Source organism: Acinetobacter seohaensis, from assembly GCF_056431365.1.
The window spans coordinates 84,649-105,171 of the sequence record NZ_JBWKMK010000021.1 but is presented as its reverse complement, the minus strand read 5'-3'; the positions used below and the strand labels follow the sequence as shown (position 1 = coordinate 105,171).

20 protein-coding genes and 1 rRNA gene are annotated in these 20,523 nt (G+C 39.5%); 12 read left to right on the top strand and 9 right to left on the bottom strand.

Annotation, left to right across the window (positions count from 1 at the left end; all coding sequences use genetic code 11):
* Positions 1–263: 263 nt before the first annotated feature.
* Positions 264–378 (top strand): 5S ribosomal RNA (gene rrf, locus AC07E5_RS03450).
* 157 nt (positions 379–535) lie between these two features.
* On the opposite strand, the gene AC07E5_RS03445 is transcribed toward rrf, so the two are convergent.
* Positions 536–1,087: a lytic transglycosylase domain-containing protein gene (locus tag AC07E5_RS03445; RefSeq protein WP_004973862.1), complete on the bottom strand. Its 552-nt coding sequence runs from the start codon at positions 1,085–1,087 to the stop codon at positions 536–538.
* A 325-nt stretch (positions 1,088–1,412) separates the two neighbouring features.
* On the opposite strand from AC07E5_RS03445, the gene AC07E5_RS03440 reads away from it, so the two are divergent.
* The 7 genes from AC07E5_RS03440 (at position 1,413) to AC07E5_RS03410 (ending at position 6,774) form a co-directional block, all read left to right on the top strand.
* Positions 1,413–3,005: a Na/Pi cotransporter family protein gene (locus AC07E5_RS03440; RefSeq protein WP_104851940.1), complete on the top strand. Its 1,593-nt coding sequence runs from the start codon at positions 1,413–1,415 to the stop codon at positions 3,003–3,005.
* Between the two features lie 117 nt (positions 3,006–3,122).
* Positions 3,123–3,590, top strand: a complete 468-nt coding sequence (gene ybaK / locus AC07E5_RS03435; RefSeq protein WP_004973860.1) for a Cys-tRNA(Pro) deacylase — start codon at positions 3,123–3,125, stop codon at positions 3,588–3,590.
* A gap of 135 nt (positions 3,591–3,725) precedes the next feature.
* Positions 3,726–3,899 carry a hypothetical protein gene (locus AC07E5_RS03430; protein WP_004973856.1) on the top strand — a complete coding sequence of 58 codons (174 nt, stop codon included), beginning with the start codon at positions 3,726–3,728 and terminating at the stop codon, positions 3,897–3,899.
* 248 nt (positions 3,900–4,147) lie between these two features.
* On the top strand, positions 4,148–4,564 hold the full coding sequence (locus tag AC07E5_RS03425) for a YeeE/YedE family protein (RefSeq protein WP_004973854.1): 417 nt from the start codon (positions 4,148–4,150) through the stop codon (positions 4,562–4,564).
* Positions 4,565–4,981 carry a DUF6691 family protein gene (locus tag AC07E5_RS03420; RefSeq protein WP_004973852.1) on the top strand — a complete coding sequence of 139 codons (417 nt, stop codon included), beginning with the start codon at positions 4,565–4,567 and terminating at the stop codon, positions 4,979–4,981.
* A 1-nt stretch (position 4,982) separates the two neighbouring features.
* Positions 4,983–5,849, top strand: a complete 867-nt coding sequence (locus tag AC07E5_RS03415) for an MBL fold metallo-hydrolase (protein WP_004973849.1) — start codon at positions 4,983–4,985, stop codon at positions 5,847–5,849.
* 163 nt (positions 5,850–6,012) lie between these two features.
* Positions 6,013–6,774, top strand: coding sequence for an alpha/beta fold hydrolase (locus tag AC07E5_RS03410; RefSeq protein WP_104851942.1), 762 nt, complete (start codon positions 6,013–6,015; stop codon positions 6,772–6,774).
* A 206-nt stretch (positions 6,775–6,980) separates the two neighbouring features.
* Here the strand turns inward: AC07E5_RS03410 and accC are convergent, their stop codons facing one another.
* The 5 genes from accC to AC07E5_RS03385 all read right to left on the bottom strand — a co-directional run bounded on the left by accC (position 6,981) and on the right by AC07E5_RS03385 (position 12,299).
* Positions 6,981–8,348 (bottom strand): acetyl-CoA carboxylase biotin carboxylase subunit, encoded by a 1,368-nt coding sequence (accC, locus tag AC07E5_RS03405; protein WP_004973841.1) that lies wholly within the window; start codon positions 8,346–8,348, stop codon positions 6,981–6,983.
* A gap of 17 nt (positions 8,349–8,365) precedes the next feature.
* Positions 8,366–8,788 carry an acetyl-CoA carboxylase biotin carboxyl carrier protein gene (accB, locus tag AC07E5_RS03400; protein WP_004973838.1) on the bottom strand — a complete coding sequence of 141 codons (423 nt, stop codon included), beginning with the start codon at positions 8,786–8,788 and terminating at the stop codon, positions 8,366–8,368.
* A gap of 16 nt (positions 8,789–8,804) precedes the next feature.
* Positions 8,805–9,260, bottom strand: a complete 456-nt coding sequence (gene aroQ, locus AC07E5_RS03395; RefSeq protein WP_004973836.1) for a type II 3-dehydroquinate dehydratase — start codon at positions 9,258–9,260, stop codon at positions 8,805–8,807.
* A gap of 967 nt (positions 9,261–10,227) precedes the next feature.
* Positions 10,228–11,634, bottom strand: a complete 1,407-nt coding sequence (locus AC07E5_RS03390; RefSeq protein WP_498624588.1) for a sensor histidine kinase — start codon at positions 11,632–11,634, stop codon at positions 10,228–10,230.
* A complete protein-coding gene (locus tag AC07E5_RS03385) occupies positions 11,631–12,299 on the bottom strand; it encodes a response regulator transcription factor (protein ID WP_104851944.1) in 669 nt (222 codons plus the stop codon). Before AC07E5_RS03385 ends, AC07E5_RS03390 begins: the two co-directional genes overlap by 4 nt.
* 170 nt (positions 12,300–12,469) lie before the next feature.
* Between AC07E5_RS03385 and dsbD the strand changes: the two genes are divergently transcribed.
* The 3 genes from dsbD to dsbG are packed head-to-tail and all read left to right on the top strand — an operon-like array spanning position 12,470 to position 16,179.
* Complete coding sequence (gene dsbD, locus AC07E5_RS03380) at positions 12,470–14,533, top strand: protein-disulfide reductase DsbD (protein ID WP_104851945.1); 2,064 nt, start codon at positions 12,470–12,472, stop codon at positions 14,531–14,533.
* Positions 14,530–15,360, top strand: a complete 831-nt coding sequence (locus AC07E5_RS03375; protein WP_104851946.1) for a TlpA disulfide reductase family protein — start codon at positions 14,530–14,532, stop codon at positions 15,358–15,360. The genes dsbD and AC07E5_RS03375 overlap by 4 nt, the downstream gene beginning before the upstream one ends.
* Before the next feature lie 60 nt (positions 15,361–15,420).
* The gene (gene dsbG, locus AC07E5_RS03370) at positions 15,421–16,179 is read left to right on the top strand and encodes a thiol:disulfide interchange protein DsbG (protein WP_004973828.1); all 759 of its coding nucleotides are present in this window, start codon (positions 15,421–15,423) and stop codon (positions 16,177–16,179) included.
* A gap of 109 nt (positions 16,180–16,288) precedes the next feature.
* Here the strand turns inward: dsbG and AC07E5_RS03365 are convergent, their stop codons facing one another.
* Together AC07E5_RS03365 and AC07E5_RS03360 are read right to left on the bottom strand one after the other, a co-directional pair.
* Complete coding sequence (locus AC07E5_RS03365; RefSeq protein WP_104851947.1) at positions 16,289–16,918, bottom strand: class I SAM-dependent methyltransferase; 630 nt, start codon at positions 16,916–16,918, stop codon at positions 16,289–16,291.
* A gap of 30 nt (positions 16,919–16,948) precedes the next feature.
* A complete protein-coding gene (locus AC07E5_RS03360) occupies positions 16,949–17,296 on the bottom strand; it encodes a carboxymuconolactone decarboxylase family protein (RefSeq protein WP_004973824.1) in 348 nt (115 codons plus the stop codon).
* Between the two features lie 294 nt (positions 17,297–17,590).
* On the opposite strand from AC07E5_RS03360, the gene AC07E5_RS03355 reads away from it, so the two are divergent.
* On the top strand, positions 17,591–19,798 hold the full coding sequence (locus AC07E5_RS03355) for an OsmC domain/YcaO domain-containing protein (protein ID WP_498624587.1): 2,208 nt from the start codon (positions 17,591–17,593) through the stop codon (positions 19,796–19,798).
* Positions 19,799–19,983: 185 nt separating this feature from the next.
* On the opposite strand, the gene AC07E5_RS03350 is transcribed toward AC07E5_RS03355, so the two are convergent.
* Complete coding sequence (locus tag AC07E5_RS03350) at positions 19,984–20,298, bottom strand: helix-turn-helix domain-containing protein (RefSeq protein WP_004973819.1); 315 nt, start codon at positions 20,296–20,298, stop codon at positions 19,984–19,986.
* Between the last annotated feature and the right edge of the window lie 225 nt (positions 20,299–20,523).

The following is a 20,523-nucleotide window of genomic DNA, read 5'->3' as shown; positions in this document are numbered from 1 at the left end:
ATGTGGAAGCATAGCGATATGTGAAGCTGACCAATACTAATTGCTCGTGAGGCTTGACTATACAACACCCAAACAGTTGGGGTTGTATGCTCAATCGATTCAAATCCAATCAGTCAATTCAGACTGACCTTGATTTAGTTAACGCTAAACAATAAAATTCAGACCCAATACAGCCCAACCTGTTAATAACTCATTTGGAACAAAGTAAGGCATTACATGCAAAAGCAGAGTAACTAAGACCCGAACAAGTCCATAACAGTTGTGCTGGCGACCATAGCAAGAGTGAACCACCTGATCCCTTCCCGAACTCAGAAGTGAAACCTCTTCGCGCTGATGGTAGTGTGGGGTTACCCATGTGAGAGTAAGTCATCGCCAGCTCATTATTCAAACACCCTCAACTAGCGTTGGGGGTGTTTTTTTATGTGGAAAAGAAAATATTAAGAAGAAAAGTAGAAAAAGAAAGGATAATAAAACCATCTGAGGATGGCTTTAATTCAACGGGTATTGGCTACTTTATTAAGCTAGTAAGTCAAAATTAAAGTGCATCTTTTAAGTTTTTTTGGTGCTGTTTGACTTGTTTCGCGTAGCGTTTACCTTGCTTTTTCATTTTTCGATTACTATTGTAGCCAGTAGGTCCCACATTGTAATAGGCCAAAGCTTTAGGCCATTTACCCGACTGATTTTTATAATGATTTAAAATAAATGTACCACAGTTGATATTGGTATGTTCATGGAATAAATCGCCAGGACAAGTCTGCTGCCAATAACGTGGAATAATTTGTGTGAACCCAACTGCACCTGAAGGTGAAACAGCATAGGCACGATAATTCGATTCTTGTCTAATAACTGCAGCGACAAGCAGAGGATCAACATTATGTTGTTCTGCACTTTGTACAATGATTGGTGCTACACGATTTGCTGTATCAGGATGCACAGCATAAGCCTTTTGGATCCCTGTAGAAAGTTTAGCTGAGCGTTTTGCAAGAGAGCCACCTCCTAGTGGAGAGCAGGCTGCTAACGTTAAAACAGTACAACCAATACTGAATATTTTTATAGATGGATATTTTCTAAATGCATTAAAAATCATATTAAAACTATATCTGTCATTTTGGCGTATGTGAGTATATATACTGATTTTGAGGTGAGCGATTGGTTCAGTCAAGTGAACTGAAGATTTGAATTGTATCGTGTCAGCATAATACAGAGGTTTCGTTTTGTTTTATCGAATGATTGGATAAACCAATGGAGTCTGATCTATCCTTAGGTTTTAATAATATGTCAAATTGATGACAAGTTTTTTATTTAATATAAACTATTGGAATAGAACAAATAAACTGCAATTTTAAGATAAAAGTACGTACAATATCGGCTTTTTAGCACTTTGAAAATTGCTTATTGCACAGGGAGTAAGTGTGTTAGAAGTCTTTGTACAATTATGTGGTGGTATTGGCCTATTTTTGATTGGTATGACCATGATGACGGACAGCTTAAAAGATATGGCAGGGGAAACCTTGCGTATTTGGTTGTCTAAGTTCACAGGTTCACCCATTAAAGCTGTGCTTTCAGGCATCGGTTTAACTTTAATTGTACAGTCTTCTACGGCAACAACTTTAGCCACGATTGGTTTTGTTAGTGCGGGGATTCTTACTTTTGCTCAGGCAATTGGTGTCATTATTGGTGCGAATATTGGCACAACCAGTACGGGTTGGATGGTGGCATTTTTAGGTGTTAAATTTTCCATCACCAGTTTTGCATTACCTTTGCTGGGTTTGGGTGCAATGCTCAAATTATTTAGTCAGGGGCGAGTTGCATTATTTGGAATGACATTGGCAGGTTTTAGTCTGATTTTCCTTGGCATTGATATGTTGCAAGTTGCCATGTCAGGTTTTGCTGAACGTGTCGATTTATCAGTATTTTCAAGTAGATCTTTGATTGCGCAACTCAGTTTGGTTTTGGTCGGTATTATCATGACCATTCTGTTGCAATCTTCAAGTGCTGCAATTACCGCGACCTTAGCAGCATTGGCCAGTGGTGCGATTGATTTGCAACAGGCTTTAGGTTTGGTGATTGGACAGAATATTGGTACGGTGGCGACAACCATTATTGCTGCAATTGGTTCAACTGCAAATGCCAAACGTACTGCAGCGGTTCATGTGATTTTTAACATCATTTCAGCCATTTTTGCTTTTATTATTTTAAAACCGTTATTTCTTGAGCTAACACAAAATCAACGTCTTATGGCAACATGGGACAATGTGGTGATTGTTGCTGCATTTCATACAGCATTCAGTATTTCTGGTACTTTGATTATTTTGCCTTTTATCCGTCAGTTCGAAAAACTGATTATGAAAATTATCCCAGATCAAACTCAATCGGTTTTATGTTATCTCGATCAAGCGAGTTTATCTGTGCCCGCCTTGGCTATTCATGCTGCATCAAAGGTGATTTATCATAGTTTGTATGACGTTTTGGTGATGCTAAAACTGGCTATCCAAGAGGGAAGATTACCTTCAAAAGTACGTTTATTACAGCTAGATGAAGTACTCATTCAAGTCCAACGCTATTTGGAAGAAATGTCGATTTCAGAAAATGAAGCCGATCAACAGCGTTTAATGGCGATGCTTCGTTTGATGGTGTATTTACGTGTTTTACGAAGTGATTTGGAAAATATTACTTTAGCAAAAGAAATACGCACCCAACCTGCAATTTATCAAGTTGGCTTAGATTTTGTACAAATTCTTGATGAACATCTAAAAGAAATGGATGATTTTGATGTGCATAAACATGTACTAAGTCTAAATACCGAATTATCTAATTTGAAAAAATGGACAGAAGATCAACGTGCCGAAAACCGTGAAAAAGTGCTGCAATATATTGCCGTGAATCAGCTCAATGCTGCGACAGGTTTAGAGTTGTTGGCGGCACAACGTTGGTTGGATCGCGTGATTGCGCATGCACAGCGCTTAGCTAACGTGTTGGTTGAAAATTCACGTAAACCAAGTTAATGATTTTAGGCTATTTTTTCGATAGTTACTTTTATATTTAAAAATAGCCTAAGCAAATTAACTTTTAATCTTGATTAAGCGTATAATTTTAACATCATTTTTTACAGTATTTTTTCAATGACTCCAGCAGCTAAACTTTTAAAAGCCAAGAAAATTCAATTTTCTATGCATGAATATGAACATGATCATAATGCTAAAAGTTTTGGTTTAGAAGCTGCGGAGAAGTTAGGCTTAGATGTCACAGAAGTATTTAAAACTTTATTGGTCAGTGATGATAAGCATTATTTTGTGGCGATTTTACCTGTCCATTACCAATTAAATCTTAAAAAAGTTGCGGCTGCTTTTCAGTGTAAAAAAGTACACATGGCTGATCCTAAAGATGCTGAGCGTTTGACAGGTTATTTGGTTGGGGGCATTAGTCCAATTGGGCAGAAGAAACAACTGAAAACAGTGATTGATGCATCCGCTCAACAGCTTGCAACTATGTATGTGAGTGGAGGGAAGCGTGGATTAGATATTGGTTTAACACCAAGCGATTTGGCAAAAGTTTTAAATGCTAATTTTGTAGATATCGTAGATGCATGATATGTTGCAATTTACATTGAATGGCGTCCAAATTAAGCAATAAATAGGGTAATTAAAAACTCGTATTGATGATTTTTTAACAAACTAAATTTTATGTTATATTAGTGAAAGTCAAGAAATTCTGAGAGGTGCAGTATGGGTAAGCGTCTTAAAGACTACACAATCGAAGATCGAAAAGCTCGTCCAATGTGTCCAGCTAAACCTATTGACTTTGGTGATGATGAGACTACCAATCGCATTATGTTAGATGCTGCTAAACGTGTAATTCGTCGGCATAAAAAAGAACTTATTGCGCTTGCTCACAAATGAGTCTAATGCCCTCAACTTTTGTCGTTGCTGTCTATTTTGATATATCTTTATTACGTTATGAGGCAGTCATTTAGAATGACTAAATTTTCTGCCTTATGACTTAATATCAGCCAAAAACTTGCGAAATCTCTCTCACATCGCAAACATAGACGAATAGTCAGATGAAGTTTACAAAACTTACAAGAGAATAGTTGAATAATAATTACAATAATATATTATAAAAACATATATTGTTTTGGGTGTTCAAAATGCATGATTATCTGCTGGCATTAATCGGTGGTGGATTGCTTGGTCTTGCAGTCGTGGGCTATTTATATGTTCATGGTCGTATCGCAGGCATTAGTGGTTTACTGGCTCAAGTATTAAATCCGCAAACGCTGTTCAAAACGCCTGCATTGTGGTTTGTGTTAGGTATTTTCATTGTGCCTTTTTTCTATGGCATCGTGGCTCAACCTAAAGTTGAATTGAATGCAAGCCCATTGATGATGATTGTGGCGGGATTGTTGGTTGGTTTCGGTACTCGTTTGGGTTCGGGTTGTACCAGTGGACATGGTATTTGTGGCATGAGTCGTTTATCTAAGCGCTCCATTGCAGCAACAGCTACCTTTATGTTAGCTGGCTTTATTACCGTTTATGTTATCCGCCATATCACAGGAGCATTCTAAATGAAAAATTTCTTAGCCTTTGTTTTCGGTGGTATTTTTTCAGCTGGATTGATTCTTTCTGGTATGTCGAATCCTGAAAAAGTTTTAAACTTCCTCGATCTTTTCGGTACATGGGATGCAAGTCTGGCATTTGTTATGATGGGTGCAATTGCGGTTGCCTTTATTCCATTCCAAAGAATTATGCGCCAAGCTGAACCAAAAACCATTTTAAATGAACCAATTGATTTGCCTAAACAAACTCAAATTGACTCTAAACTGATCACAGGTAGTTTTATTTTTGGTATCGGTTGGGGCGTTGCAGGAATTTGTCCAGCGCCAAGTCTAACCTTGATTGGTTTAGGTTATTATCAAGCAATCTATTTCATTGTTGCAATGTTGGTGGGGATTCTCATTCATCGTAAGGTTGCAGGAGCATAAGATGCACGCAGATATTCAGCATTTTTTTGATGAAAATACTAATACATTCAGTTATGTGGTAAGTGATCCTGTAACGCGTCAATGTGCCATTATTGACAGCGTGTTGGATTATGACCCTGCATCTGCGACTACTTCAACAATTCATGCCGATGAAATCATTGCTTACATCCAAAAAAATGAATTAACGGTTGAATGGATTTTAGAAACGCATGTGCATGCCGATCACCTGACAGCTTCTCAATATTTAAAAGAGCAGTTGGGTGGTAAAATTGCCATGAGCCATAAAATTTCGATTGTGCAAGAAACATTTAGTGCTATCTATAACTTGGATATCAAGTATTTCAATTCACATCAATCATTTGATTATCTGTTTGACGATCATGAAACTTTTACGATTGGTGAATTACAAGCCTATAACATCCCTACGCCGGGGCATACGCCTGCTTGTTTAAGCTATGTGATCGGTGATGCTGTATTTGTAGGTGATACTTTGTTTATGCCTGATTATGGTACGGCACGTTGTGATTTCCCGAAAGGCAGTGCAGGGCAGTTGTACGATTCTGTGCAAACGCTATACGCATTGCCTGAAGAAACACGAGTGTTCTTATGCCATGATTATCTACCAGAATCACGTGAACAATATGAACATGAAACACTGCTCAAAACTCAAAAAGAGCAGAATATTCATATTCATACAGGGGTAAGCAAAGCTGAATTTATTGAGATGAGAACTCAGCGTGATGCTACTTTAACGATGCCTAAATTGATTCTGCCATCAATTCAAATCAATATGGACGCAGGTAAGTTCCCACAACCTGAGGCCAACGGCATTCGTTATTTGAAGTTGCCTTTGAATTATTTTAAATAAAATTTTAAGAAAAGTTCATCTTGTATGTTATTGCTTAGGTTTATACAAATAGCCTAAGCAATATTATAAGTTTCACGATAAAAAGCACATATAAAATTTGATTTATAAACTCAAAACTCATTAAATAGATTAATCATTTGTATTCAAGTTTAGAGTCTATTTTATGTTATTAAATTATCAAATCACGCAAAATCAGCCTGAATCTACGTTGCCATCTTTGGTTTTTATTCATGGTTTATTTGGTAGTTTGAGTAATTTAGGCATGCTCGCACGTGCATTTCAAGAACAGCGCACCGTAATTCAATTAGATGTGCGCAATCATGGTAAGTCTGCGCATTGTGATGACATGAATTATGCAGCAATGGCACAAGATGTTTTAGAAACGTTGAACAGCTTGAATATCGAACAGTTTTCTGTGGTTGGGCATTCAATGGGCGGTAAAGTTGCAATGACTTTAGCTCCTCTGGCTGCTGGGCGTTTACAGCAATTGGTTTTATTGGATATTTGTCCTTTTGCTTATCCTGAAAATCGTCACGATCAAATTTTTACAGCCTTGTTTGCTGTGCAAGATGCACAAGTTGAAAGTCGCCAAGCGGCAATGGAAATTATGCGTGAGCATCTTCAAGAAGAAATGGTTGTGCAATTTTTGATGAAGTCATTTAGCAAAGGGCAATGGTTATTTAACTTAAATGCGCTACATGAACATTATGCCGAAATTTTGTCATGGCAGACAGTGCATAGTGATGTCAATACTTTGTTTATTCGTGGCGGTAATTCACCTTATATTGAGTTACCTGAGCATTATGCCGCTATTCAAGCACAGTTTCCTCACGCAAAAGTTGAAACAGTCGCTCATGCAGGGCATTGGTTGCATGCCGAAAAAACCGCAGAAGTATTGGCATTCATGACTGAGTTTTTAGATTAATCTTGTCTAGTATTTTGCATCATTCGATGATCTAAAATGATCTCAGTTTTTAAATCAATTTTTAAACCAATACTCCATTTGGAGTATTGGTTTTTTATTGACACTGATCTGCATAGATTAACGGTTTAGCTTTTATTCCCAACAATAAAAAAGAGCTGACGTTGAATCATCAGCTCTTTATTTTAAACTTAAGCAACCTTAATTACTTATGCTTTTTCTTCTTCATTGCCAGCAAGTTGCTTTAGCAAATGCTTTTCAAGATAGTGAATATCCATTGCTTGTTTGCAGAAGTTTTTATCTTGCAGAATCAAGTCTTTGTGCAAAGGAATGTTGGTTTTAATTCCTGTTAAGATAGTTTCATCCAAGGCTTGACGCATACGCGCAATACTGGTTTCACGATCTTTACCATGCACAATCAGTTTAGCAATCATTGAGTCGTAATACGGCGGAATGCTATAACCTTCGTAGATGTGTGAATCTACACGAACACCTGCACCACCTGGGGCATAGAAGTGTTCAATTTTACCTGGTGAAGGTACGAAGGTGGTTGGGTCTTCTGCGTTAATACGACATTCGATTGCGTGACCACGAATTTCAACCTGATCTTGCTCAATGTCTAAACCTAGACCTGCAGCAATACGCAATTGTTGTTCAATGATGTCAATGCCTGTCACCATTTCAGTTACAGGATGCTCAACCTGAACACGTGTATTCATTTCAATGAAGAAGTATTCATCATCTTCAAATAAGAATTCGAAAGTACCTGCACCACGGTATTGCATTAACTTACATGCATTAACACACGCTTCTAAAATATCGGCACGTGCTTGTTCTGGTAAGTTAGGTGCTGGCGCTTCTTCAAGAACTTTTTGGTGACGACGTTGTAAAGAACAGTCGCGGTCATAAAGGTGAATCGCGTGACCATTACCATCAGCCAATACTTGTACTTCTACGTGACGTGGCTTTTGTAAGAAACGTTCCATATAGACCGTGTCATCACCAAACCACATTTCTGCATCACGTTGAGCCGCTTGAACTGATTCAAGCAGGGTGTCTACGCGCTCTACAATACGCATACCACGACCACCACCACCAGCAGCCGCTTTTACAATGAGCGGGAAACCAATTTCTTTGGCTTCAGCTAAAGCATTGTGTGGTGTAACGGCGTGTGCTGAACCCGGTACAGTTGGTACGCCAGCTTTACGCATTGCAGTAATTGCAGAAACTTTGTTACCCATTAAGCGAATATGCTCAGGGCGTGGACCAATGAAAATGAAACCTGAACTTTCTACAATTTCAGCAAATTCGGCATTTTCGGCAAGGAAACCATAACCAGGGTGAATGGCATCTGCACCTGTAATTTCTGCTGCAGTAATAATTGCAGGAATATTCAGGTAACTTTCACTGCTCGCACCCGGACCAATACACACGGCTTCATCACAAAAGCGTAAGTGCATCAGGTCTTTATCGGCATCTGAATAGATACCCACGGTTTTGATCCCTAAAGTTTTGCAAGCTCGGGTGATGCGCAGGGCAATCTCACCACGGTTTGCAATTAAAACTTTTTGCAACATTGTGAATCCCCGAGGTCTTAAGCGCGGTAGCGGAAGAGTGGTTGACCAAATTGAATCACTTCGCCATTTTTAACTAGAATTTCTTCAATCACGCCACTTTGAGTTGCTTCAATTGGGTTCATGATTTTCATTGCTTCGATAATGCCAAGCGTTTCACCAGCAGAAACAGTTTGACCCACTTTAATAAATGGTGCTTCACCTGGGCTTGGTGCTGCATAGAACACGCCAACCATTGGAGAAGTTTCAACAGCACCACGTGGTGAAGATTTAGGTGCAGATGGTACTTCTGCAGAAGGTGCAGGCATTGCAGGAACTGCTGCCGCTACTACTGGACTGCGACGAGTTAATGCAATCGACTGATCGCCTTCTTTAACTTCAATCGCTTGTAAGTCAGATTCAATCATCAAGTCGATGAGTTTCTTGATTTTACGAATATCCATGGACAGTATTCCTAGTTTAAGATTGTGTAGTAGGTTGAATTTTTTCAAGAACAAAGTCGAGTGCTGCGGCATAGCCTTTTGCGCCTAAACCGCAAATCACACCAATGGCTTTGTCTGATAAATATGAATGATGTCTAAACGCCTCACGTGCATGCACATTCGACAAATGGACTTCAATAAATGGAATAGCGACCCCTAACAAAGCATCACGTACCGCAACAGAGGTATGCGTCAATGCAGCAGGGTTAATAATGATATATTGTGTGCCATCTAACGCGGCTTGATGAATTCGGTCTACAATTGCGCCTTCCCAATTACTTTGGAAAGTATCTATAGAAATTGATGCTTTTTGCGCTTGTGAAATGAGCTGTTGATTTATATCCTCAAGAGTGAGGTAACCATAAACTTCGGGTTCACGCTTTCCTAGCAAATTTAGATTCGGTCCATGAATAACCAAAATGGTCGAACTCATTCCGCTTGCTCCAATAAATAATTGCAATAATACTTTGCAAGATGTCTGCAAAGTTTGCTAATTATGGCATAAAATTCCACATTTTTTTTGTAATTTGTTTAATTTGACGTAGAAAGCGTGTGCCAAAATGAGGCTCTATAATGAAAACTTTGCAGGGAATTCGCAATGTTAAAAAATTACATTTTTAGTTTTTTTTGCTGATTTTTATATTCTAAAACAACTGACCAAATCTATTCATTTGTTTTCTGTAACGACTGATCAAGCGAGTGACTTGAACTGGTTTGATTCGGAATGTCAAAGCCAGAAAACAACCAACATCAATATCGCATTTCTTTATAGCATGATATTTCGTTGCTGTTTATAAAAAATGGCGATTCCATTTTTTCAGTTCATTCAAAGTAGATGACCACACAAACTGCAGTGGATCATCTAATACGTTTTGTGATCATCGTTCAAGTGGTTATGGATTCGATAGAAAGATCATTTCGATAATAAGATATTTTAAAAATTCAACTTTATTTAAATAAAACATGAGCTTAAATGGAATGCTTTGATTGATATATTTATCTATATTTTAGTCTGGAATAGATGCTCCTACGCTGCGTATTATATTTTGAGTGGGGTGCTGTTGGTTTTATGTACACTTTAATTAAGTTGTAGATTGATCACAAGACCAAGCGCATGCACGATCTGCACGGATATCTACCTCATTTAAAAATATGACGTGGTATCGAACAAAAAAACGGTGATGAAAGTTTCAGCAATTTTTTTCTAGCCAATGTTCTTCTACTCAATAGCCCGCAGCATCTACATCATAGATAAAATTTTAGAACGCATTGACCTTTTATTTCAAAAATCACCTTAAAAATGGCGTTATCGTAAAGTAGAGCAATATGTTCGGTATTGGCAAAAGTTAAGTGATCTTGTTCTGAATCTTGCTTTATTTGCTGTTAAAGCTCAGAAAAGCTTAATCCGTCTGTTGTTTCTCTGTTGCAGAAGGTGCTGCATCAAAACTGACAATCACTTTTAAACCTTGCGGTTGGTTAGCCTGAAATTGAAGTAGGTAGCCATATTGCTCTAATAATACTTTGACTAGAGTTAGACCTAAGCCATAGCCTTGTTTATGCGCAGATTTACGCCAAAAACGCTGAGTCAGAATGGTAAAATCATCTTCATTCAGGCTTTTGCCTTGGTCTGCAATGATCAATTGCAGGTCTTGCATATAAATTTGAATGTTTGGCGCATCCTCTGCATGCAAATAAGCATTTTGAATCAAGTTTTTCAGTACCATGTGAAACGCAGGCGCTGGAATATTAATGTGTTGTCCTACCAAACTCGCCCAATCAATCTGTAATTTCGCTGATAGATTGGGATATTCCACAGTCAGTTCCGACAAGACTGTTTCTAATACGCTACGCATATCTGCATGGCTATGTGCCGCTTGAATACCTGCTTCAGTTTGACTGAGCAATAACAGTTGTTCCAAAAGTTGTTGATAACGTTGGATGCTGCGTTCTGCGTGTTTTAAATTGTCGATGACTTTGGCTGTATCTTGGGCAGATGCGGTTTGATTCAACATCAATTGGCTTAGTTGCACATGCGTTTTAATAGCCGTTAACGGCGTGCGCAGTTCATGCGCAGCAAATGCACTAAAGTTTTTTTCGTGTTCCAGACTTTTATGTAGGCGTTCAATCAGCATCAATAAGTTATCGACAAAAGGCTGAATTTCTTTAGGAATTTTTTGTGATCTCAGTTCAATTAAATAACGAGAAGCTTCATCTAAAGATTGTTTTTTCTGAATTAAGTGGCGGGTGATGTGATCGAGCGGTAAAAACTCCAGACGGATAATCCACAAAATTAGCAAAATACAAATAATCAAAGTAAGCAGTAAAGGAATCAGTACCGACTGTAAAATTTGTTTAAGTAGGTTTTGCCGTAACTGAATTTTTTCAGCCACCACCACCTGAACTTCACCTTCACGCAGTACATAACTACGCCATTGCAGTCCATTTTCTGTCCATGTGCTGAAACCGACTTGTTGGTTTTTTAAATTTTTCGGTGCGCCTTGAGTGCGTGCAATCACATGCTGTGGTAATGAAACATCGGCACGGAAAATAGAGACTTCACAAGCAATTAAACTATGTAGCAAGGCATTTTCTGATTCGGCATGCAAACTTTCTGTGAGTTGTTCTAGGGGCAGTTGCTGAATCAGGCGGGCGACCATACGGGCTGAGGTAGAAAGTCGTTCATCCAGCGTATTTTGTAAGCGTTGTTCCAAGTCATGGTAGAGCCATGCAAAGACAATCACCCACAGCAAAATAAATGCACAGCTGATGGTCGATACCAAACGCCATTTCAGACTGTAGTTTTTCATGTCAGCAGCTCAGGTTTAAAGATGTAGCCGACACCACGCACCGTTTGAATAAAATCGGGGTGGATTTTATGCCGTAAATGGTAGATATGCACATTTAAGGCATTGCTTTCGATACTGTCTTGAAAGCCATACACTTTATCTATCAGTTCTTCATTTTTTAAGATTTGGTTCGGATGCCGTAAAAAGGTTTCCAATAGGCTATATTCACGGCGTGAAAGCTGAATGTTTTGTGAATGCCAACTGACTTCTTGTGTATCGAGGTTCATGTGTAACTGACCACTTTGCAGTTGGTTCGATGAATAACCACGATGACGGCGGCTTAATGCATATACACGGGCAATCAGTTCATTTAATTCAAAAGGTTTAGTTAGGTAGTCATCTGCTCCTAAGTTGAGCGCCTGTACGCAGTCTTGAGTATGATTCCGCGCGGTTAATACCAATACTGGAATATGAATGGCATCTTTACGCCAGTTTTCGAGTAACTGTAAACCATCTTGGTCAGGCAGACCTAAATCGAGCAGGCACAGATCTACCGCACTATGACGTATGAAGTAATCGGCATCGCGCGCGTTATTCACGTGTTCGACTGAAATACTTAAAAATTCGAGTGCTGCCACAATACTTTGGGCAATATAAGGATCATCTTCCACCAAAACGACGAACATATTTGCTCCTATACCACAGTCAGCCCAATATATGACACATCTCGATCACGCCACAAATTTAGATTAGGCACCTACAATGCTCAAGTTTACAAAGAAAAATCTTTATTAATGTTCTCTTAATCTACACTTACCGATAATACAGTCAGTTTTTTAATTTTTAGTATAAATACATGATTTTTATTCGCGTCATTGCTTATTTTGTGTTGAGTCTGTGTGCGGTGTGGGTCAATGCTGCCAATGAATTTTTAGCGTCCGATCAAGCTTTTAAGTTTCAGGCGACGTCATTGTCTGAACAAACGGTTGAACTGAAATGGGATGTCGTACCGCATTACTATTTATATCACGATCAATTCAAAGTCAGTCAGGCTCAAAAGCCGCTTGCTTTTAAATTGCCTGCAGGGCAGGAAAAAGATGATCCGACTTTCGGGCTGACACGTGTGCATTATGGGCAAGTGACAACACAGATTCAGGTGAAGCCTAATCAGCAATATCAAATTACTTGGCAAGGCTGCGCTGAAGATGGTTTGTGTTATCCCGTACAGCGTAAAACGATTCAAACCGATGCCGATGGTTTATTGCCACAGCATAATTTAAGTGCGGGCAAAGGTAATTTACTTCAGCAACTCAATCAGAATAATCAGGCTGCTTTAAACACTAACTTAAATGATGCAGATAAGCATCAAGCCAATGGTTCTAGTACACAAAAACAAGTTACGACAACTGCAAATACTGTAACGACAAAAGAACTCAAACTTGAACAGCAAACGCTAGAAAACAAAGCACAGCTTGCTGAAAATGCGGTTGCTGTAACACAAGCTGATCCTAAACTTACCCCTGAACCAGTAGAAAACGTTGATTTAGCAAATTCCTTAGAGATTGAAAATACAGATACGGCGTTGACAGACAATACATTCGCTGCATCAGCCAATTCAAGCAATACGGAAACAGCCAGTAGTACGAGTCTGAATCAGCAATGGAACAATGATCAATTTTTCCTGAATTTATTGTCTGGGCAAGGGTTGTTACTGAATGCGTTTATCTTTTTAGGTTTTGGGGTATTACTGGCTTTTTTACCGTGTTCATTGCCGCTGATTCCAATTCTTTCTGGCATTTTGGTGCAGCGCAACACAGGCTATAAAGCGGCAGCAATTGCGATCACCTTTATCGTCAGTATGGCGCTAGTCTATGGCTTGATGGGCGTTGTTGCGTCACACATTGGTTATAGCGTACAGCGTTGGTTCCAAAATCCCGTAGTGATTGCAGTTTTTGCTATGTTGTTTGTGCTCTTTGCTTTAAACCTGTTTGGACTGTATCAGTTCTCATTACCACAAGCAGTGTTACAGCGTTTAGATCGTATTCAGCAATATCAAAAAGGCGGTACTTTATTGGGTGCGGGCGTTATGGGGGTGATTTCTGCACTGATTGTCGGGCCATGTATGAGTGCGCCTTTAGCGGGAGCATTGCTGTACGTCTCACATTTGGATCAAGCAGCATTGGGTGGTTTATATTTGTTCCTGCTCGGTTTAGGTATGGGAATTCCTTTACTTATTGCCAGCGTGTTTGGCGCGAAATATTTGCCAAAGCCAGGTTTGTGGATGGAACGGCTAAAATTTAGCTTTGGTTTTATCATGTTGGCAATGGCTTTGTATTTTGCTCGTCCGCTATTTTCTGTGACTTGGTACTATGTTGCTTTTGCCGTGGTGTTATTTGCCTTCGCTGCATATTTAATCGCAATTTTGCGCCACGTGTTACATCGTCCACAGCGTTTTTCGTTATTGGCTTTGGCGGCAGTAATCGCCAGTAGTGGAATTTGGCATGTCAATCAGAGTATTGCCAGTGTCAATGCGCAGGTACAAGCAGACCAATTACAGCCATGGATCAAAGTACGCACAGAACAAGAGTTGAATGCAGCTTTGGCCGCACATGCTCATCAAAAGATTGTGATTGATGTCTATGCCGATTGGTGTGTGGCGTGTCAGCCGATTGAGCGTGATGTGATTCCTCGTACCGATGTGCAAGATGCTTTAAAGCATGTGGTGCGGATTAAACTCGACTTAACCGAACAGCATCCTTCACAAGATGCCTTATTGAAAAAATGGCAGATTTTAGGGCCGCCAACGTTGTTATTTTTGGCAGATCCACAACGGGAACAACGTGAATTGCGTCTAACAGGTGCTTATAACGCAGCGCAATTGATTCAAAATATTCATCAACTGCAAGAGGCTGCGCCATGATTCAATCCGCAGTCTTGCAGTTAGGCATGTTGATGATTCCATGGCCATTGGTGTTTTTATTGCTAGGACTGATTGTCGTCTTTGCAATGGGTAAATTTTTTCAGCGTCGTTATACATGGAATGCACAGACTTGGACAGGTTATCAGGATGCATTATGGAATGCGCTGTGGATTGGTGCTTTAGTTGGGCGGGCAGTTTTTGTGTTGCAGCATTATGAGCTGTACTTTGCCAACCCGATTGATATTTTAAAAATTCAGGACAAAGGCTTTCATCTGATTGCCGCAGTTATGGCAGGTGTGGCGTGGTTTGTCTGGAAAAATCGCGCTATTCAACGTGTTGTTCTGGCATGGGCAGTTGCGCTCTTTATTACAGTACAAGTTGTAGGTTGGAGTCTTATCCAACCTTTGCAGACGCAGCATGCCTATCCCAATCTAGTATTGCACAACCTAGCGCAACAACCTCAAGATTTAGCTCAATTTTCAGGGCAGCCCACGGTGATTAATCTCTGGGCGACTTGGTGTCCAGTTTGTCATCGTGAAATGCCTGTTATGCAACAAGCACAGCAAGATTTCCCTGAGGTCAATTTTGTATTTGCCAATCAAGGCGAATTTGCAGCAGAGATTCAAGCCTATTTACAGAAACATCGATTTCAGTTTGAACACGTGTTATTAGACCCTGCAGCTCGTTTAGGACAACACTTCAATATGTTCGGTTTGCCAAGTACTTTGTTTTTTAATGCACAAGGAGAATTGGTCGATCATCACATGGGTGAATTGACCAAGCCGATGCTGCAGCATTATCTGAAAAAAATACAAGCGAATCCATAAACGCGCTCTTAACGATTTGAAAGAAAACCCGCCGTGAAGCCAAAATTAAGGACAATCAATATGACATCAAACATCAAAAATAACATGCTGAAACTGGCGATAGGTATGAGTCTTGCCAGTAGTGTGAGTATGCTGCAAGCACAGGACAACCTCAAACAGCACATTGAAAAAGAAGGTTTTAAGTTTGTGCAACAAATTCAAGCACCTGCACAAATGACAGGTTGGGCAGGGCATATTGAACAAAGTCCTGCGACAGTGTTTATTTCCAATGATCAGAAATACTATATTGTAGGCACTTTGTTTGATGCACAAGGCAATAATTTAACCGTCGATGCTTTAGACCGTTATGTGAAAAAGTCGGTACTTGAAGATGTGTGGCAAAGTCTGGAACACGCTACTTGGATTCAGGATGGGCAAACCAGTGCTGAAAAAATTGTCTACGTGTTTTCAGACCCGAATTGTCCGTATTGCCATACCTTTTGGAAGCAGGCACGTCCGTGGGTAGAATCTGGCAAAGTTCAGTTAAGACATATTATTGTGGCGGTGATCCGACCTGAAAGCAAAGGGCAGGCCGCGACTTTATTAATGGCGAAAAACCCACAGCAGACCTTTAATGCGTTCCATCGTCAATACGGACAAAAAAAGCTGATCGAGCAAAAAACTGTGCCTGTACATGTAGAAAAAACCTTAGAACAGAATCAGGCACTGATGGATAAATACGAGTTCTTTGCCACACCTGTTGTGCTTTGGAAAAATAAACAGGGCGAATTACAGTCGGTACAAGGAATGCCAAAATCTATGAAAGATGTGTTTGAGTGATTTTAAAAATTTCCGAGCAAATATCTAACTGAATATTCAAATCTAAAGCGCAAAAAAGCTTGCTCTAATTGCATTAGAGCAAGCTTTTTGATGTAAAAGATTCAGTCTTTTATTTCTGAATACGAATCGCAAATTGAACGACGTGGGATTTGCCCTGATGCAGTTTGCCTTCTGAGCGTTCTACATCGCCCACAAAGAAATGAATCAGATGATCGTGTTTAAAATGGCTTAAAAACTCGATAGGATCGTACAGCATTTCTACTGCACGTGGGCCGCCCGTTTTATATTCTAGCTGACGAGTAGAATACAGCTCACCAACAAATAAACCGCCGTTGACCAAAGTTTCGCGCACGCCATTTAACACTTTTTGCTGTGTTTCAGGGTTAAAGTGACCAAATACACAAATCACGTTGTCATATTGATTGGCTTGCCAATCCACCTGACTTAAATCTTGCTTTCGTGTATTTAGGCTTAAACCACGTTGCTGTGCATAGCCTTGAGCCTTATCTAAAGCAACTTGCGAGTAGTCCCATAAATCTGCTTCAAATGCTTGCTCATTGGCTTGTGCCACAGCTGCCAAATATAACAAGTTACGACCTTCACCTTCGGCCAAGCCCAAAGTTTTGCCGTGAATAGACAGTTTTTGCGTAATGTCCTGAATGAACGCATTGGCTTGTTCACCATAAATATGGTCATGTTGGCTGTAGCGTTCATCCCATTCATTATGGATATTTAACATAGTTTCGACTCGGTAAAAAATTTGATGCTGTTATTCGGCTGTAGATGGAGAAAACTCTTTAAATGCTGCCACGGCGTTTGCGGCATACATGAGTGATGGGCCACCGCCCATATAAACAGCAATACCTAAAATTTCATTCAATTCTTCAAAAGTCATGCCCATTTTGACCAAAGTTCTGACGTGAAAACCGATACAACCATCACAGCGTTGTGCCACACCAATTGCAAGCGCAATAAACTCTTTGGTTTTGGCATCAATTACGCCATCTTTCATCGCAACTTGTGACAGGGCATTAAAACTTTTAAGTAAATCGGGAGATTGTTCTTTAATGGATTTGATATTAGACGAAATTTCAGCAGTGAGTTCGGTATATTTCATGTTGTTTCACCATCAAGCAGATTAGAACCTAAAGACAATATAGCATATATTTAAATATATTATGTTTATATATATTAATTAGCAGCTTTGCTTAAATTCAGTAAATCTGTATTTATAGCATTATCAATTCACCCAAATCACTTTATAATGTTGTCGCATATTCTGGAGTCGCTGTTAAATAGTTGCGATGACTTCAAACCTCATTTTTTAAGTCTTATTCTCCCTCTTGATTCGGCTTATAAATCAATATTTTATAATTTTGTGTCTGAGTAGGCACATACAATAGGTGCCTGCATGGAAATTAAAGTCAATTATTTAGACAACTTGCGTCTTGAAGCTAAATTTGACGATTTTACCGTCATTGCCGATCAGCCCATCCGTTATAAAGGCGATGGTTCTGCGCCAGGCCCATTTGATTATTTCCTTGCGTCATCTGCATTGTGTGCTGCGTATTTCGTGAAGGTTTATTGCCAATCACGTGATATTCCAACCGATAATATCCGCTTATCTCAAAACAATATTGTCGATCCTGAAAACCGTTATAAACAGATTTTTAAAATTCAGGTGGAATTGCCTGCAGATATTTCTGAAAAAGACCGTCAGGGGATTTTACGTTCTATTGACCGTTGTACCGTAAAGAAAGTCGTGCAAACAGGCCCTGAGTTTGTGATTGAGCAAGTCGAAAGCATTGATGCCGATGCACAAGCTTTGCTGATGCCGAACTTGACTTCATCTCAAGCGACTTTTATTGCTGGTAAAGATTTACCGCTTGAAGAAACTATTGCCAATATGTCGGGTATTTTGGCAGGTTTGGGCATGAAAATTGAGATTGCCTCATGGCGTAATATCGTGCCAAATGTCTGGTCATTACATATTCGTGATGCGCAATCGCCAATGTGTTTTACCAATGGTAAAGGCGCAGCCAAAGAAAGTGCATTAGCATCTGCTTTGGGTGAATTCATTGAACGTTTGAACTGTAACTTCTTCTATAACGATCAGTTCTGGGGTGAAGAGATTGCCAATGCCGAATTTGTGCATTATCCAAATGAAAAATGGTTTAAGCCTGGCCCAAATGGTGAATTGCCTAAAGAAATTTTAGATGAATATTGCTTAGAAATTTATGATCCTGAAGATGAGTTGCTGGGCACACATTTATATGACACCAACTCAGGCAATACTGAACGTGGTATTTGTTCATTGCCATTTGTGCGTCAATCCGATGGTGAAACGGTATATTTCCCATCAAATTTAATTGAAAACTTATATTTAAGTAACGGGATGAGTGCAGGTAACACGCTTGCAGAAGCTCAAGTGCAGTGTTTATCTGAAATTTTTGAACGTGCAGTGAAGCGTGAAATTATTCAGGAAGAAATGAGCCTGCCTGATGTACCGCAAGAAGTTTTGGCAAAATATCCAAGTATTGTGGCAGGTATTCAGGCTTTAGAAGAACAAGGTTTCCCAGTATTGGTGAAAGATGCGTCTTTAGGCGGTCAATTCCCTGTCATGTGTGTGACCTTAATGAACCCGCGTACAGGCGGTGTTTTTGCTTCGTTTGGTGCACATCCAAACTTTAAAGTCGCTTTAGAGCGCAGCTTAACTGAACTATTGCAAGGGCGTAGTTTTGAAGGTTTAAATGATTTACCACAGCCGACCTTTAGTACGAATGCGGTAACTGAGCCGAATAACTATGTTGAACACTTTATTGATTCAAGTGGTGTAGTGTCTTGGCGTTTCTTTAGTGCGCAGGCAGACCATGAATTTGTAGAGTGGGATTTCACCAACAATGGTCAATATAGCAATGTCGAAGAAGCTGAGGCTTTATTTGCGATTTTAGAAGAAATGGGCAAAGAATCCTATATGGCGATTTATGAACATTTAGGTGCAACTGCTTGCCGAATATTAGTCCCTGATTATTCAGAAGTGTATTTGGTAGAAGACCTGATTTGGGATAATACCAATAAAGCTTTGCTGTACCGTGAAGACATTTTAAATCTGCACCGTTTGGATGATGAGCAACTTGAAGCTTTAGTTGAGCGTTTGGAAGAATGTGAGCTAGATGACTATACCGAAATCAAAACCTTAATTGGCATTGAATTTGATGACAATACCGTTTGGGGGCAGCTCACCATCCTCGAATTAAAATTGTTGATTTATTTGGCATTAGAACAGTTTGAAGAAGCTAAAGATTTAGTCGAAGCATTCTTACAATACAACACCAATACCGTAGAACGTGGCTTGTTCTATCAATGTATGAATGTCGTGCTTGAAGTTATTTTAGATGATAAAATGGATATTGCCGATTATGCTGTCAATTTCCGCCGTATGTTTGGCAATGAACGTATGGATGCAGTCATGGGTTCTGTTGAAGGCACAGTACGTTTCTATGGTCTAACCGAAACCAATATGCAGCTTGAAGGTTTAGATCGTCATTTACGTTTAATCGACAGCTACAAAAAACTGCATAAAGCACGTGCCAAGTTTGTTGGGCTGAATAAAGACTAATCTTGCAGAAGTAGAACGCTGTTCTGATTTGAATCACCGTCCAAGAAAAAGACTCGGCTTTAAAAGTCCGAGTCAGGTATTATGGCAACAACATGGTGTTGCATTTCAAATGCTAATCTAAGATTTGCTGTTATTATTGAAAAGGCAAAATAATAAATAGCCCTTGTTGTTGAGGGCTATTTTATTTAAGCGAGATGGTCACGAACAAATTGAGGATCTAAAATAAACAATTTAATCAGTGATTGAGCTGCTCCTGAAGGTCTTCTAACACCTTGCTCCCAAGATTCTAATGTACGTTTAGAGATACCTAAAATTTTAGCAAATTGATCTTGAGTGAGTTCAGACTTTCTTCGTGCTAAAGCAACATCTGTTTCATTGATCACAGTTTTTCTTGCTGCGTTATTAGCAAGCATTTGTTTAACGCCTTCTAATAATTCAACATTTAAGTCTCGTTTTGCTTCTCGAGCTTCCAATTCTTTGTCACTTAATAAACGACTCATTTCAGTAACTCCGCTAATTGTCTAAGTGTCTTTTTCTCAAGTTGGGTAATTGTGTCTTTACTATATAAGGTCAATAACCAAATTTCGCCATTTGCTAAACGGTTGTAATAAATTACACGAACACCACCTTGTTTACCTTTACTCTTTCCACCCCATCGAATTTTACGAACGCCGCCAGTACCAGGTTCTACATCTCCTGCTGTAGGGTGGTTCTCGGCAATGAAA

Excerpts from the sequence above, each read along its gene's own strand:
- AC07E5_RS03355 (WP_498624587.1), top strand. The coding sequence starts at position 17,591 with ATGGAAATTAAAGTCAATTATTTAGACAACTTGCGTCTTGAAGCTAAA.
- AC07E5_RS03390 (WP_498624588.1), bottom strand. The coding sequence starts at position 11,634 with ATGAAAAACTACAGTCTGAAATGGCGTTTGGTATCGACCATCAGCTGT.
- AC07E5_RS03420 (WP_004973852.1), top strand. The coding sequence starts at position 4,565 with ATGAAAAATTTCTTAGCCTTTGTTTTCGGTGGTATTTTTTCAGCTGGA.
- AC07E5_RS03430 (WP_004973856.1), top strand. The coding sequence starts at position 3,726 with ATGGGTAAGCGTCTTAAAGACTACACAATCGAAGATCGAAAAGCTCGT.
- dsbD (WP_104851945.1), top strand. The coding sequence starts at position 12,470 with ATGATTTTTATTCGCGTCATTGCTTATTTTGTGTTGAGTCTGTGTGCG.
- AC07E5_RS03410 (WP_104851942.1), top strand. The coding sequence starts at position 6,013 with ATGTTATTAAATTATCAAATCACGCAAAATCAGCCTGAATCTACGTTG.
- AC07E5_RS03375 (WP_104851946.1), top strand. The coding sequence starts at position 14,530 with ATGATTCAATCCGCAGTCTTGCAGTTAGGCATGTTGATGATTCCATGG.
- ybaK (WP_004973860.1), top strand. The coding sequence starts at position 3,123 with ATGACTCCAGCAGCTAAACTTTTAAAAGCCAAGAAAATTCAATTTTCT.
- AC07E5_RS03415 (WP_004973849.1), top strand. The coding sequence starts at position 4,983 with ATGCACGCAGATATTCAGCATTTTTTTGATGAAAATACTAATACATTC.
- AC07E5_RS03445 (WP_004973862.1), bottom strand. The coding sequence starts at position 1,087 with ATGATTTTTAATGCATTTAGAAAATATCCATCTATAAAAATATTCAGT.
- AC07E5_RS03350 (WP_004973819.1), bottom strand. The coding sequence starts at position 20,298 with ATGAGTCGTTTATTAAGTGACAAAGAATTGGAAGCTCGAGAAGCAAAA.
- AC07E5_RS03385 (WP_104851944.1), bottom strand. The coding sequence starts at position 12,299 with ATGTTCGTCGTTTTGGTGGAAGATGATCCTTATATTGCCCAAAGTATT.
- AC07E5_RS03360 (WP_004973824.1), bottom strand. The coding sequence starts at position 17,296 with ATGAAATATACCGAACTCACTGCTGAAATTTCGTCTAATATCAAATCC.
- AC07E5_RS03425 (WP_004973854.1), top strand. The coding sequence starts at position 4,148 with ATGCATGATTATCTGCTGGCATTAATCGGTGGTGGATTGCTTGGTCTT.
- dsbG (WP_004973828.1), top strand. The coding sequence starts at position 15,421 with ATGACATCAAACATCAAAAATAACATGCTGAAACTGGCGATAGGTATG.
- accC (WP_004973841.1), bottom strand. The coding sequence starts at position 8,348 with ATGTTGCAAAAAGTTTTAATTGCAAACCGTGGTGAGATTGCCCTGCGC.
- accB (WP_004973838.1), bottom strand. The coding sequence starts at position 8,788 with ATGGATATTCGTAAAATCAAGAAACTCATCGACTTGATGATTGAATCT.
- AC07E5_RS03365 (WP_104851947.1), bottom strand. The coding sequence starts at position 16,918 with ATGTTAAATATCCATAATGAATGGGATGAACGCTACAGCCAACATGAC.
- aroQ (WP_004973836.1), bottom strand. The coding sequence starts at position 9,260 with ATGAGTTCGACCATTTTGGTTATTCATGGACCGAATCTAAATTTGCTA.